This window comes from Streptomyces sp. NPDC001594, assembly GCF_042893675.1.
Taxonomy (GTDB): Bacteria; Actinomycetota; Actinomycetes; order Streptomycetales; family Streptomycetaceae; genus Streptomyces.
Map to the genome: position 1 here is coordinate 366585 of NZ_JBIAVB010000005.1, position 13110 is coordinate 379694.

The 13110-nt window shown below is 75.2% G+C and carries 17 protein-coding genes; 11 read left to right on the forward strand and 6 right to left on the reverse strand.

The window, feature by feature from the left end; genetic code table 11:
* Nucleotides 1–17 precede the first annotated feature (17 nt).
* The 6 genes from ACFY0O_RS13165 to ACFY0O_RS13190 all read left to right on the forward strand — a co-directional run bounded on the left by ACFY0O_RS13165 (nt 18) and on the right by ACFY0O_RS13190 (nt 5449).
* Complete coding sequence (locus ACFY0O_RS13165; RefSeq protein ID WP_388946419.1) at nt 18–1409, forward strand: PQQ-binding-like beta-propeller repeat protein; 1392 nt, start codon at nt 18–20, stop codon at nt 1407–1409.
* A gap of 27 nt (nt 1410–1436) precedes the next feature.
* Entirely contained in the window at nt 1437–1949 is a 513-nt protein-coding gene (locus ACFY0O_RS13170) for a GNAT family N-acetyltransferase (protein ID WP_388946421.1), read from the forward strand.
* A 188-nt stretch (nt 1950–2137) separates the two neighbouring features.
* On the forward strand, nt 2138–3046 hold the full coding sequence (locus ACFY0O_RS13175) for a LysR family transcriptional regulator (RefSeq protein ID WP_388946424.1): 909 nt from the start codon (nt 2138–2140) through the stop codon (nt 3044–3046).
* A gap of 51 nt (nt 3047–3097) precedes the next feature.
* The gene (locus ACFY0O_RS13180; protein ID WP_388946426.1) at nt 3098–3898 is read left to right on the forward strand and encodes a MerR family transcriptional regulator; all 801 of its coding nucleotides are present in this window, start codon (nt 3098–3100) and stop codon (nt 3896–3898) included.
* Nucleotides 3899–3903: 5 nt separating this feature from the next.
* Complete coding sequence (locus ACFY0O_RS13185; protein WP_388946718.1) at nt 3904–5124, forward strand: glycosyltransferase; 1221 nt, start codon at nt 3904–3906, stop codon at nt 5122–5124.
* An 88-nt stretch (nt 5125–5212) separates the two neighbouring features.
* On the forward strand, nt 5213–5449 hold the full coding sequence (locus ACFY0O_RS13190; protein WP_388946429.1) for a hypothetical protein: 237 nt from the start codon (nt 5213–5215) through the stop codon (nt 5447–5449).
* 150 nt (nt 5450–5599) lie between these two features.
* Here the strand turns inward: ACFY0O_RS13190 and ACFY0O_RS13195 are convergent, their stop codons facing one another.
* Entirely contained in the window at nt 5600–5755 is a 156-nt protein-coding gene (locus ACFY0O_RS13195; RefSeq protein ID WP_167747614.1) for a DUF6131 family protein, read from the reverse strand.
* Nucleotides 5756–5911: 156 nt separating this feature from the next.
* Between ACFY0O_RS13195 and ACFY0O_RS13200 the strand changes: the two genes are divergently transcribed.
* Nucleotides 5912–6094 (forward strand): CsbD family protein, encoded by a 183-nt coding sequence (locus ACFY0O_RS13200; protein WP_388946432.1) that lies wholly within the window; start codon nt 5912–5914, stop codon nt 6092–6094.
* Nucleotides 6095–6157: 63 nt separating this feature from the next.
* On the opposite strand, the gene ACFY0O_RS13205 is transcribed toward ACFY0O_RS13200, so the two are convergent.
* Entirely contained in the window at nt 6158–6979 is an 822-nt protein-coding gene (locus ACFY0O_RS13205; RefSeq protein WP_388946720.1) for a class I SAM-dependent methyltransferase, read from the reverse strand.
* Between the two features lie 175 nt (nt 6980–7154).
* Between ACFY0O_RS13205 and ACFY0O_RS13210 the strand changes: the two genes are divergently transcribed.
* The gene (locus ACFY0O_RS13210) at nt 7155–7316 is read left to right on the forward strand and encodes a hypothetical protein (protein WP_388946434.1); all 162 of its coding nucleotides are present in this window, start codon (nt 7155–7157) and stop codon (nt 7314–7316) included.
* A gap of 23 nt (nt 7317–7339) precedes the next feature.
* A complete protein-coding gene (locus ACFY0O_RS13215) occupies nt 7340–8209 on the forward strand; it encodes a Fic family protein (protein ID WP_388946436.1) in 870 nt (289 codons plus the stop codon).
* Nucleotides 8210–8274: 65 nt separating this feature from the next.
* On the opposite strand, the gene ACFY0O_RS13220 is transcribed toward ACFY0O_RS13215, so the two are convergent.
* Nucleotides 8275–9090 (reverse strand): septum formation family protein, encoded by an 816-nt coding sequence (locus ACFY0O_RS13220; protein ID WP_388946438.1) that lies wholly within the window; start codon nt 9088–9090, stop codon nt 8275–8277.
* A 316-nt stretch (nt 9091–9406) separates the two neighbouring features.
* Between ACFY0O_RS13220 and ACFY0O_RS13225 the strand changes: the two genes are divergently transcribed.
* On the forward strand, nt 9407–9580 hold the full coding sequence (locus ACFY0O_RS13225) for a hypothetical protein (protein ID WP_388946441.1): 174 nt from the start codon (nt 9407–9409) through the stop codon (nt 9578–9580).
* 78 nt (nt 9581–9658) lie between these two features.
* The gene (locus ACFY0O_RS13230; RefSeq protein WP_388946442.1) at nt 9659–10285 is read left to right on the forward strand and encodes a hypothetical protein; all 627 of its coding nucleotides are present in this window, start codon (nt 9659–9661) and stop codon (nt 10283–10285) included.
* On the opposite strand, the gene ACFY0O_RS13235 is transcribed toward ACFY0O_RS13230, so the two are convergent.
* The 3 genes from ACFY0O_RS13235 to ACFY0O_RS13245 form a co-directional block, all read right to left on the reverse strand.
* Nucleotides 10257–11033 (reverse strand): polysaccharide deacetylase family protein, encoded by a 777-nt coding sequence (locus tag ACFY0O_RS13235; RefSeq protein ID WP_388946445.1) that lies wholly within the window; start codon nt 11031–11033, stop codon nt 10257–10259. The genes ACFY0O_RS13230 and ACFY0O_RS13235 overlap by 29 nt on opposite strands.
* 140 nt (nt 11034–11173) lie before the next feature.
* On the reverse strand, nt 11174–12436 hold the full coding sequence (locus ACFY0O_RS13240) for a sensor histidine kinase (protein ID WP_388946448.1): 1263 nt from the start codon (nt 12434–12436) through the stop codon (nt 11174–11176).
* Nucleotides 12437–12441: 5 nt separating this feature from the next.
* On the reverse strand, nt 12442–13107 hold the full coding sequence (locus ACFY0O_RS13245; RefSeq protein WP_079431136.1) for a response regulator transcription factor: 666 nt from the start codon (nt 13105–13107) through the stop codon (nt 12442–12444).
* Nucleotides 13108–13110 lie beyond the last annotated feature (3 nt).

The following is a 13110-nucleotide window of genomic DNA, read 5'->3' on the forward strand; positions in this document are numbered from 1 at the left end:
GGGCAGGTGGGGGAAGCGTGGAAGGCAGTTCATCGCGTACGGGGCGGGTGTCGGCCGTACTGCTCGTCGGAGCCTGCGCGTTCACCGCCGTGGCGGTGCTGTACGCCGTGCTGTGCGGGAAGCTGCTCGCCGTCGACATGACCGAGGTCGCGTGCGCTGCCGGCGGCTGCCCGCGCGGGCTGGGGTGGCTGCTGCTGTGGGCCGTCGCCGCCGTGGCCGGTGCCGCCCTGCTGTGGCGGGCGGTGCTGTGGCGCCGCGCGCACCGGTCGGCGGCGCTCTGGGCGGCGGCCGTCCTGCTGTCCCCGGCCGCGCTGGTGCCCGCCTGGCAGGGGTTCGACTGGCTGCGCGGCCCGCACCTCACCCTGTTCGGCTACCAGCTCCCGGAAGGGGCGGCCGCGGGCAGCCCGCTGGGGGCCTGGCAGGTGCCCGGGGCCGGTTCGGTGGTCCGGGTCCGCACGGACGGGGCGACCGAGTACGACGGCGAGGGCCGCCACGGCTGGCGCCTCGGCCCCTCCCCGGACGGGTCGGAGATCTGCGGCATGAGCCAGGAGGCCCCGGCCCGGACCGGACTCCTGCTCTACGCGTGGGATGGTGCCTGCGGCGCCCGCGTCAGGGCGGTGGACCTGGCGAGCGGCGGTGAGCTGTGGACGAAGCCCCTCGTCGCCCCGTCGGGCGCGGTTTCCGCGGGCGGCTCCCTCGCCGTCACCACGACGGTCGGCGCCGTCGTGGCCCACGACCTGCGCACGGGCGCCGAACGCTGGCGCTCCCCGCTGCCGGACGGGGCCACCGCCACGGACCTCCTGGCCGGCCCCGACCGAGTCCTGGCCGTCACCCGCTCGGCGTCCGGCGCCGGACTCCTCGCCCTGAACCCCGCCACCGGGTCCCGTGTCTGGCAGACCCCGCTCCCGACCGGGATCGAACCGGCGCGCCTCGTGGCGGGAGCCCCGGCCGCAGCCGTCATCGCGGGCGACCGCCTCCTCACCTTCGACGCGGAGGGCCGCCGGCGCCAGGACGGGGACTCCCCATACGTCCCGTCGAAGGACGGCCGCCGGATCCGCGTCGACGACGTCCTGGTCGTGGCGGTACCGGAGCGGGAGGAGCGCGAGGTGCTGGCCGCCTTCTCGCTGACGGACGGCCACCTCCTGTGGAGCCGTCCCCTCGGTGACGACTGGTCGGTCCGCACCCTGGGAACGGACGGCGCCGGCCGCGTCTCCGTCGTCTCCGAGGGCGCGTACACCCACCTGTGGGAGCTGGACCCCCGCACCGGCACCCAGGCCGGCGAGCCGGCGGTCCTGCGCGACCTCCCGACGGGGGACCGGACGGCCCTGTACGGGCGGACGTTCGTCAACCTGGACCCCCGCGGCACCCTCCCGCCCGTCTTCGACCTGGGCCCGGTCCTCGGCTGGTGACCGCCCGGTCGCCTATCCTGCCTGCCCATGACAGTGCTGCACGGTGTGTCCGTCGACCTCGCCCCCACCCTCACCGGGGACATCCCCGCCCTGGCCGCCATCCGTGCCACCCCCGAGGTCCGCGCCCGGTGGAGGGGCGAGGACGACCTCGAAGCGGAGATCGCCGGTGACCTGGAGGACCCCGGCACCGCCTGCCTCACCATCAGGCACGGGCAGCGGATCGTCGGGATGATCCAGTGGCACTCCGAGGACGAGCCGGACTACCGGCACGCCGGCATCGACCTCTTCCTCGACCCCGCCATGCACGGCAGGGGCCTGGGCACCGACGCGGTGCGCACCCTCGCCCGCCACCTCGTGGACGACCTGGGCCACCACCGGCTCGTCATCGACCCGGCGGCCGACAACACCGCGGCGATCCGCTGCTACGAGAAGGTGGGCTTCCGGCCGGTCGGCATCATGCGCCAGTACGAGCGCGGCGCCGACGGCACCTGGCACGACGGCCTCCTGATGGACCTCCTGGCAGCCGAACTGACGCGCTGACCCACAGGTGCGAGGTGGGACGTCGAAGGGGGTGGTCGGCACCCGTCCGGCGTCCGCGCCGGCTCCGGAACCGGGTCGCGGGCGCCGGACGGGTTGCCGCCTGGGCCCACGGAAATCCTGCCGTGCGTGCGCGAGCCCAGTCAATCCTGGGGTTTCCTAAGCCAAACCCAAGCATTAGCTTGGGGTTCGTGACCTTGGACGATCTTCGGGTGTTCGTGGCCGTCTGCCGGGCCGGGAGCCTGAGCGGGGTGGCGCGGGAACTGGACCGCACGCAGTCCGCGGTGAGCCAGCACGTGAAACGGCTGGAGCGGGAGACCGGCGTGGCCCTGCTGGAGCGCCGGCCGCGCGGCGTGGTGCCCACCCCGGCCGGGCGCATCCTCCAGGAGGCGGCCGCCGAGGGCATCGGCGCACTGGACCGGGCGCTGCGCCGGATCGGCGAACTGGCCGACGGCGAGGGCGGCTCCGTACGCGTCGGCACCGGCGGGGCGACCGTCCGCCACTTCATGGCCGAGGCCATCGTGGGCTTCCGGCGCCGCCACGCCGCCGTGAGCCTGGAGTTCCGCACGGAGACCTCCACCCGCCGCTGCTTCGACGCCCTCCTCGCCGGCACCCTCGACCTCGCCTGGGTCACCATCGGCCCGCCGGTGCCCGGCATCGAGCAGCGCCCCGTGGTCGACCTGCCCTGGGTGCTCGCCGTACGCGCCGAGGACCCACTCGCGGCCCGCCCGGCCATCGGCGCCGCCGACCTCGCCGACCTGCGCCTGGTGCGCCTCCCGCCGAACTCCCTCTCCGGCGCCCGCCTGGACGCGGCCCTGACCGGACTCGGCGTCCGCGTCGGCTCCGACACCAGCGTGGCCGACTGGGACACCGCCCTGCTGCTCGCCGAACTCGGCCTGGGGCACACCGTCGTCCCGGCCGTCCCGGGACTGCGGGCACCGGCCGGCGGGCCGCTGCGGCTGGTCCCCGTGACCGACCTGCCCCCGCTCCCCGTCGGCTGGGCGGTCCGCCGCTGGGAGGCCCTCACCCCGCTCGCCCGCGCCTTCGCCGACACGGTCGCCCAGGCCTGCGCCGACCCGGGCGACCGCAGCCGGACTTGACCCTCACCCCACGTCAGGCTCCAGGCTGGGCGCCGACGAAAGGGCAGGTGGATGAGTTATTCGGTGGGACAGGTCGCGGCCTTCGCCGGGGTGACGGTGCGGACGCTGCACCACTACGACAAAGCCGGGCTGCTCTCCCCGGGCAGCCGCAGCCGGGCCGGCTACCGGCTCTACGACGACGCCGACCTGGCGCGCCTGCAGCAGATCCTGTTCTACCGCGAGCTCGGCTTCACCCTTGAGGACACGGCGGCGATCCTCCGCGACCCGCAGGCCGACGTCCTGGAGCACCTCCAGGCCCGGCAGCGGCAGCTGGGCGAGGAGATCGCCCGGCTGCGGCGGCTCGCCGAGGTGGCCGCGCGGGCCATCGAGGTCCAGCAGACCGGGGTCAGGCTGACCCCCGAGGAACGCTTCGAGGTGTTCGGGGAGATCGCCTTCGACCTCAGCTACGCCACGGAGGCGGAGCTGAAGTGGACCGGCTCCGAGGGCCGCCGTGAGGCGATGGCCCGCGCCGCCGCCCACACCAAGGAGGATTGGCGCCTGCTGATGCGCGAGGCCACCGCCTGGCGCGCCGAACTGCTCACCGCCTTCGACGAGGCACAGCCCTGCGACGGCGAACGGGCCATGGACCTCGCCGAGGAACACCGCCTGCACGTCTCGCGGTGGTTCACCTCCTGCCCGCCCGCCATGCACCGGCGCATCGCGGACGACTTCCTCGCCGACCCGCGCGCCTTCGCCCTCGTCGTACCGCCCTCCCAGCAGCGCCCGGGCCTCGCCGCCTACCTCTGCAAGGCCGTCCACGCCAACGCGGCCCGCCGCGCGGACGGCCGTACCGACACGGAAGAGACCCGATGAAGACACTGAAGATACTCATCGCCGCCGCCGGATCACGCGGCGACGTCGACCCCTACACCGGCCTGGGCGCCGCTCTGCGCGCCGCCGGACACGAGGTCGCCCTGGCCACCACCGCCCCGTTCGCCCCCCTCGTGCACGCCGCGGGCCTGGAGTTCCGGCCGCTGCCCGCCGACACCCGGCCGCGCGGGGACGTCACCGACCGGCGCGAGCTGATGCGCACCGCCTCCGCGTTCCTCACCGAACTGGGCCAGGGCTTCGCCGACGCCGTGGGCGCGGGGACCGACCTGCTCCTGCTGTCCACCACCACGGCCCCGCTCGGCTGGCACCTCGCCGAGGCCACCGGTACGCCCAGCCTCGGCGTCTACCTCCAGCCCACCGCCCCCACCGGCGCGTTCCCGCCCGTGGTCACCGGCGCCCGCTCGCTGGGCCGGTTCGGCAACCGCGCCGCCGGGCGGTTCGCCCTGCGCATGGCCGACCGGATCAGCGAGCGGGGAGCCGCCCGGCTGCGCGACCGCCTGGCCCTGCCGCCGCTCGCCGCCTCCGCCATGCGCCGGCGGCGGGAGCGGGAACACTGGCCCGTGCTGCACGGCTGCAGCACGGCCCTGGTGCCGACCCCCGCCGACTGGCGGCCGGGCCTGGAGGTCGTGGGCAACTGGTGGCCCCACCTCGACCCCGCCGCGCGGCTGCCCGCGGACGTCGAGGACTTCCTCGGCGCCGGCCCCGCGCCCGTCCTCGTCGGCTTCGGGAGCATGGCCTCCGGCGAGGGGGAGCGGCTCGGCGAGCTCGCCGTACGGGCCCTGCGCCGCGCCGGACTGCGCGGCATCCTGCAGAGCGGCAGCGCCGGACTCGCCGCCGACCGCGGCCCGGACGTCCTCACCGTCGGGGACGTCCCGCACGCCCTCCTCTTCCCCCGGCTGGCCGCGGTCGTCCACCACGCCGGGGCCGGCACCTCGGCGGCCGCGCTGCGGGCCGGGGTCCCGGCGGTGCCGGTCCCGGTGGCGGCGGACCAGCCGTTCTGGGCGCGCCGTCTCGCCGCGCTCGGCGCCGCGACGGCCCCCGTCCCCTTCGCCTCCCTCACCGCCGAGGCGCTCGCCACGGCGCTGGAGCGGGTGGCGGGGGAGGAGGCGTACACCCGGGCCGCGCGGGCGGCGGCGCGGGTCATCGCCGCCGAGGACGGAGCGGCCAGGGTCCTGGAAGCCGTCGAACGGGCCGCCCGCGCGCGGTGAGCGGCGGCGGGCTGCGCTAGCGGCGGATCGGAGCGCCGAAAACGTGTCGCCGCGTCCTACACCGGCCACCTCGTGGAACCGTTTTCCCATGACTGAAGGATCGGTACCCCACATGTCCCCGGCGCGCATCACCGTCCTCGCCGTCCAGCCCGGCGAGCCGCCCTTCCGGATCGTCGAGGTGGACGACGAGGTCGTGGGCCGGGCGACGTCGATGACGGACGTGCTGCTGATCGCCGCCGAGGTGGGGATCACCATCCACGACCTCGACGACCTGGACGAGGTCCGGTGGGTCGGCGGCGGCAAGTTCCACTGGACGCTGCGCTGAGGAGCCCGCCGGCCACGCCAGGCCGCCCTCCGGCCCTTCGCCCCCGCTCGCGCGGGACAGGGCCCGAACGCGCCCGGGCCCCCGGCGGCGAGCCGCCGGGGGCAGGGGCCGGGGGTCAGGACGGTGGACGGTGTGGCTCGGGAGCGGCCGTCAATAGTAGTGCCGCCGTCCTCCCACGGCGTGCCCGACGGCGCCCAGGACCCACAGGACGAGGCCGATGACGACGAGGATGACGCCGATCGTCCAGAGGATCGAGATCCCGGTCAAGAAACCGATGATCAGCAGAATCACGCCCAGGATAATCATTGAGTACCTCCTGGTCCCTCTCGGATGGGGACCTCCCGCGTCTACCACCTCCGCGCGGGTTCATGCGCCGGAGCACCTGCCGGATTTTTCCGGAGCATGGGGCGCCGCATTCCGGGTAGCCGCCAGGCGTTCGCTACCCCCAGCCGGGAGGCCGTCATGGGCAAGATCAAGGGCAAGGCCGAGCAGCTCAAGGGCAAGACGAAGGAAGAGATCGGCGACATGGCCGACGACAGGACGATGGAGATGAAGGGCAAGGCGGAGCAGGCCGCGGGCCGGGCGAAGGAGTCCCAGGCGGACGCGGCGGCCCGGATGCGGAAGATCCACAACGCGAACCGGTGACCTGACCAGCGGCCCCGCGCGGCGGGCACGGCGCACACGCGCGCCGTGCCCGCCGCACGCGCGTCACCCCGGGACGGGACCGGCCCCGGCGGGCTTCCACCCCCACGCCGTGAGCATGCCGGCCGACAGCGCGGCGCACTCTTCGGAGTCCAGGTAGCGCACCGCCGCGTCGACCGCGGCGTCGTCCACCAGGCCGGTGGCGGTCATCGCGGCCCGACTGCGCTCCCAGGTGTCCGCCCAGAAGCGGCTGAGGGGGCTGCCCGGCTCCAGCGGCGGCACGTGCACCTCGGCGGCGACCGGTACGAGCCCGGCCCGGCGCAGCAGCTGCGGGTACGAAGGCACCCAGGACACGTCCGTCCCGATGGTCTCCCGCAACCCCTGCCACATCGCCCGCATCGCGGTGGTGTACGGCGTCGCCGGCTCCTCCAGGCCGCTCGTCAGGTCCACGGCGTCGGAGAGCACCAGCACGCCGCCGGGCTCGACCCGTTCGGCCAGGACGGCGATCACGCGCTCGCGCTCGGGCAGGTGCATCAGCACGAAGCGCGCGTGGACCAGCCGGAAGCGGCGGCCGGCGGCGAAGTCCGGTGCGGTGACGTCGGCCCGCAGCACCTCCAACCCGGGCCGCTCCCGCAGGAACCGCACGTCCCGGTCGACCGCCAGCACGGACGCCACCCCGGCCTCGTCCAGAAGGCGGCCCGAGACCGTCCCCGTCCCCGCGCCGACGTCGAGGCAGCTCCACCCGGGACCCGCCCCGAGGGCCCGCAGCCGCGCCATCGTGATGTCGTCGTACGCAAGGGCGCCGAAGTCGATGCGCGCGCCCTCACCGGCCTGCTCCGGCCGGAACACCGCCTCCCCGTAACGCCCGCCGGGCTCCCCGGCGCTCACCGCGCCGCCCGGCCGCCGCCGGAGCACGGCGGACCGTCGCACTGCGTCATGGCAGGACCTCTTCCCACGCGGGGGCGGAACCGGACGGCCGCCCGGGGCCACCGCCCCCGATCCTGGACCGCCGCCCCCCGCGAACGCCGTTGCCGAACCCCGACACGCCGTACAGGATGGCGCGGTGCTGCTTGAACTGTCCCCCCGGGAACTCACCTGGGACGAGGTGGACCCCGCCCGCCATCCCTTCGACCGTGCGACCGCCGCCGAGGTGGTCCGCTCCCTCGGGCCCGCCCGCCGCACGCCCCGCCGCCCCGACCTGCCCCCCCCGGCGACCCGGCGCTGACCGCCTTCTCCTGGGAGGTCGCCATGCCCTGGACCGAGGCCGTGTCGTACGCCCTGGAGGACCACTACGGCCGCTGGAGCCTCGGCTGGCGCTGGGCGCACGGCGAGGGCGACTTCGACGGGGGACCGGTCGGCTCCTGGTGCTGCTTCCGGCACTCGGTCACCACCCCGGAGGAGACCCTCGACCGGGTGGCCGAGGGCCTGTGCGAGTGGCGGGAGTGGCTGGAGACCCTCTCCCGCTGGTTCGAGGCCTACCCGCTGGACCTCGACGGCATCGAGGACCAGCGCGTCCTGTGGGAGTGCGCGGCCCGAAACCTGATCTTCCAGGTCGTCGACCGCACCGGCTGCGCCAGCGGCTGGTACGGCCACTGCGCGCAGGTGCTCACCTGGTTCCTCACCCGCTGGGGCGTCGCACCGGACCTCGCCCACGACCTCGTCGACGAGGCGATCGGCGGCAGGTTCCACAGCTGGACGCACCCCCGCCCCCTGCTGGTGGACGAGGTCGCGGAGCGCCTCCCGCGGACCCTGCGGCCCGGGGACCGGGCCCGCCCCGCCTTCGCCAAACACGGCCGGGAACGCTACGGCATCGCCCCCGGCACCCCGGCCCGCTTCGACGCCTGCCTCGCCGAGAGCACGCGGGGGGCGGGTGAGGCACCCCTCCCGCTGCCGGCCCGGGCCGTACGCGCCTACCTCGACGTCTGCTTCTTCCACCCCTTCGACGACGGCAACGCCCGCTGCGCCTTCCTCGCGCTCGTCTTCGTCCTGGCCCGGGAAGGCGCGGCCCTCGACTCCGTCGGCTTCCTGCGGCGCCTCACCTGCCGGGCCGACGCCCCCGAGGACGCGGAACACCTCGCCGCGTACCTGGCCCGCCGCCTCGCGGATTCCCCGCGCTAGCCGATCCTGCGGACAACGCGTCCGCGGCCGCCGCCCGGTGGGCCCCGGCGGCTGCGGACGGGGGGTCAGGAACCGCCGGCGCGGGCGGAACCGGTGCTCGTGCCGTTGGCGGTGCCCAGGAAGCAGGTGACCGTCCGGTCGCCGAGCAGCCAGCTGCTCGCCTGCGGGTAGTAGTAGAAGACGTCCAGGTTGTTCGGCAGCTTCTCCGCCTCGCCCACGTAGTCGGTCAGCGCGGAACCGCCGCACTTCTCCTCCGACATCGTGACGATCTTGTCCGCTCCGGGGAACGCGCCGTTGTCCAGGGTGAAGACCGCGTACGCCTCCCCCTCGTGGGGCTGGGCGCAGGGCACGGTGCGCACGGAGAGCCGGGCCTGCGTGCCGTCGCCCTTCTGGGTCTTCGACAGGTCGTCGTCGGTGTTGAAGCAGTCGCCCTTGCGGAGGTCCTCGACCTTGCTGGATCCCGGCGTGGTGACCTGGCCGTGGGCGTCGCGGCGGGGGGTCGACGAACCCTCATGGGCCGCCTTCGTCAGGCCGAGGGCCACCACCAGCGCGAGGACGACGAGGGTCGTGCCGTGGATGACCACGGCCGCGATCGCCAGGCCCTTGCCCTGGCCGCCCTCCTTGCGGATCTGGGAGATCGCGACGAGGCCCAGGATCAGCGGCAGCGTCGGTATCGGGCAGATCAGCGACATCACGAACGCCACCACGGCCGCCACGTTGGTCTTCTGCTGCTGCGTCGGCTGGTACCAGCCCTGCGGGTCGCCGTACGGCGAGCCGGGCCCGGGCACCGCCCCCTGCGGCGGCGGGCCGGGCTGTCCGTACGGCCCCGGCTGCCCGTACGGCTGCTGCGGGTACGGCGGGGGCTGAGGGGGTGTCGACATGCGCGTGGTGCTCCTCGCGGCGGGTGGGACAGGCCCGCTGACCGGGCGTCGAGCCACAGGGCGGGGAATGGTGAGCGGATGATGTGACCATCGGCCGCGCCCTAGTATCCCCTGGCCTGAACTCGCCCTTCGCCCGGGCCGGAACACCTTCCCATCGGTCAGGAACGGAGAAGCCCGCGCTTCCCGGCCGCACTTAGCCTGCCGGTCATGGCCCCGCGGTCCGCGACCGCTGTGACCGCCGCGCCCCACGGACGGCCTGATCCGCGTTCAGGAAGCGGTCCGGAGCCTTCCGGACACGACGAAGAGGAGTCATCCCATGTGCCATCCCGCGTGGGCCCGCGCCCGCATCGCCGCCCTGCGCCCGGACGAGGTCCCCGGCCCGGTCGCCCGTGAGGACGCGCCGGCGCCCGAAGCCGAGCAGGAACCCGGCGCCCCCGCCGGGCACCGCGCCCCGGTCCCGGCCGCCGCGGGGCGCACGGGCGATCGCTGACATACGTCACTTCCGGCCCGTCCGGCCCGGCCCGATCCTGAGAGGGACGGGGGGCAGCGGCGGGACGGAGGAGAGCGCGTGACGGAGCGGGAGCGGATGACGGGCACCGTGACGGCCAGGCCCCCGGTGGCCGCGATCCTGCGGGTGTGGGCTGTCTGCCTGGCCCGGTGGACGCTCCCGGGACGGGCCGCACCGGGGCTGCGGCACTCGGCGTCGACGCGGCAGCTGGTGCTGGTCATGGCGGTGACGGAAGGGGTGACGGCCTTCGTGTTCTCGTCCGTACTGCCGCCCGCCGTACGGCCGGTGCACGCCGTGTGCGAGGTGCTCGTGGTCCTGGCCGGGCTGGGACTCGTGGCCGCGCTGCTGCGGCATCCGCACACGGTGGACGACGACCACCTGACGCTGCGGACCGGCTTCCTCGGGGAGCTGACGCTGCCCCGGGCGGCGGTGCGCTCCATGGCCCCGGCCGTCCGTACGGTGCCCGGCCGCGGCCCCCGCCCGGTTCCGGGCGAACCGGATGCCGTGGCCTGCTCGGTGGAGGCCTCCCTGAACGTCGCCCTGGCCCTGGACCCGCCCGTCCACCTGGACCTGGGGCCCGCCGGGCGGCGCGCGGTGACGACCGTCTACACCTCGGTGGACTCCCCGTCGAGCCTCGCGGCGGCGCTCCGCGTGCCCGTCAGGGGGCGTTCCGCGCCGGGAACGTGAACGCGTAGCCCTGGGAGCGGAGCCAGGGGAGGTACTGCCGCAGGGCGGCCACGGTCTGGCTGCGGTCGCCGCCGCCGTCGTGGAACAGGACCGTGGGCAGCTCGGGCAGCTTGTCCTCCACCGCGGAGACGATGGCCGGCAGGCCCGGACGGCTCCAGTCCTTGGGATCCACGCTCCAGCCCAGCGGGCGCATCCCGGCCGCCGCGGCGACGGCCCGGCTCTCGGGCGTGAAGGCACCGCCCGGCGCGCGGTAGTAGGTCACCGCGACGCCCGGTACGGCCGCCTCGATCATGGCCTTGCCGTCCAGGATCTGCCGGCGCTGGTAGTCGACCGGCTTGTGGTCCATCGTCTCGTCGTGGTCGGCGGAGTGGTCGCACAGCCGGTGTCCGTCGGCGGCGATCTCGCGCACCAGCTCCGGGTACTTCTGCGCCCGTGCGCCGATCAGGCAGAAGGTGGCCTTGACGTGGTTCTGCCGCAGCACGCGCAGCACCTGCGGGGTCCACGTCGGGTCCGGACCGTCGTCCACGGTGATCGCGATGTCCCGGCCCGTGCCCTGGGCGAGGCGGGATATGCCCTGCGGGACGGCGGTGCCGTGGACCGGCCGGGAGGAGGACGCCGCCGGGGAGCGGCCGGCGGCCGAGGAGTCCGTCGAGGCGCGGGCCGGGCCGGCCGCCGCCGCCAGGAGGCCGAGGACGGCCGCCGCCATCGCGGAGCCCGTGCGGCGACGGCGCGCGGAACTGCTGCTCATGCCCATGGACGTGGTCTTCCTCTGCGTGGGTGCGTTCCCGCGGTCCCGCTCCGGTGTGGGCGGGGGCGCCGGGGGAGCCTCCGGCCGCTCCTTCGACGCTAGGGAGCCCTCGCGCCCCGGTCAAGGAAGCGTGGGAGGGCTCACACCGGATGAATCGGGCGTATCGGCCGCTCTTTCCGGCCGGCCGATGAATCCCCGGTTCCGGTTCCGGTTCCGGCCTGGAACAGGACCCTGACGGTCATGCCGCCGTCCGGCGCCGGATTGGCCTCCGCCCGCAGCCGGGCACCGTGGGCGCGGGCGATCGAGGCGACCAGCGAGAGACCGAGCCCGGCCCCCTCGCCCGCCGTGTGGCGGCGTTCTGCCCGGCGGCGGAACGGCTCCAGCAGCCGGGGGACGTCCCCCGGGTCGATCACCGGCCCGGTGTTGGACACCGTCAGGACCCCTCCCGCGGGCCCCCGCGCCGTGCTCACCTCGATCCGGCCGCCCGGCCGGTTGTGGCGTACGGCGTTGGTCAGCAGGTTGCGGATCAGGTGGTCCAGCAGGGCGCGGTCGCCCTCGACCGTCAGCGGCGCGAGGTCGGCCACGGCCGTCAGCCCCTCGTGCGCGGTCGCCGCCAGGTCCGCCCCGGCCAGCTCCGCGAGGTCCACCGGCTCCGTGGCCTCCAGGCCCTCCTCCGACACGGCGAGCAGAAGCAACGACTCGATCAGGTGCTCACTGGAGTCCGCCACGCCGATCAGCCGCTCCCGGATCCGGGCCACCTTCTCCGGCGGCGGCTCCCCGGCCAGCCCGATCTCCGCCGCCGCCCGCTGCACGGCCAGCGGGGTGCGCAGCTCGTGCGCGGCGTTCGCGGCGAACCGCCGCTGCGCCCCGACCAGGCTCTCGATCCGGTCGAGCATCCCGTCGAAGGTGTCCGCCAGTCGCTTGAGCTCCCCGGGCGGGGCCTGGAGGGAGATCCGCTCGTGCAGGTTCGCCCCCGACAGCCGGCGAGCCGTCTCGGTGATCACCCCCACCGGCCGCAGCACCCGGCCCGCCATCCACCAGGCCAGCCAGACGGACAGCACGGCGAAGACGGCGAGCGCGACGAGCGAGACCAGCAGGAGCTCGTGCAGGGTGGCCTGCTCGACGGCGCTGGAGAGGTTCCGTGTCACCGCGTATCCCCGGAACTCCTCCGAGGACGGGATCCGGTCCGGCGGCAGCGACTGGGCGGGCACCGGAGTCCTGCCCGCCTCCACCAGGGCCTTCTCGAGGTCGCGGGTCGGCACGGCCGTGGTGACGGCGCCGCTGATCCGGGCGTACAGCCCGCCCCGCAGCAGGAGGTTCACCAGGGCGATCAGGCCGCCGCCGGCCAGGACGAGCAGCGAGCCGTACAGCGCCGTGAGACGGGCGCGCTCGGAACGGAGCACCGCTCTCACAGCGGATCAGCGATCCGGTAACCGGCCCCCGGCACGGTCTCGATCAGCTGCGGCTCGCCCAGCTTCGCCCGCAGCTTGCTCAGCGTGACCCGGACGGCATTGGTCCGGTACGAGGTGTCCTGCTCCCACACCTGCTCGATCAGGTCGTCGTTGCCCAGCACCGCCCCCTCGGCCCGCAGCAGCGCCTCCAGAACCGCGAACTCCTTGCGCGACAGCGCGAGCCGCCGCCCGTCGCGGGTCGCCGTCCGCCGGGCCGTGTCCACGGCGACACCGCACCGCTCCAGGACCGGCGGCAGCGCCGGATGCGCCCGCCGCCCCAGGGCCAGCACCCGCGCCAGCAGCTCGTCGTAGGAGAACGGCTTGGTGAGGTAGTCGTCGGCGCCCAGCCCCAGCCCCTCCACCCGGTCGCGCACCGTCCCCGAGGCCGTCAGCATCAGCACCCGCGTCAGCATCCGCTCCCGCACGACCTGGCGGCAGACCTCGTCCCCGTGCAGCCCGGGCAGATCGCGGTCCAGCACGAGCACGTCGTACTCGCCCAGCCGCAGGCGCCGCAGGGCCTCCAGCCCGTCGCCCGCCTCGTCGACGGCCAGCGCGTCACGGCGCAGCCCCTCCGCGATCATCTCCCGGAGGAACTCCTCGTCCTCCACCACCAGCACTCGCATGAG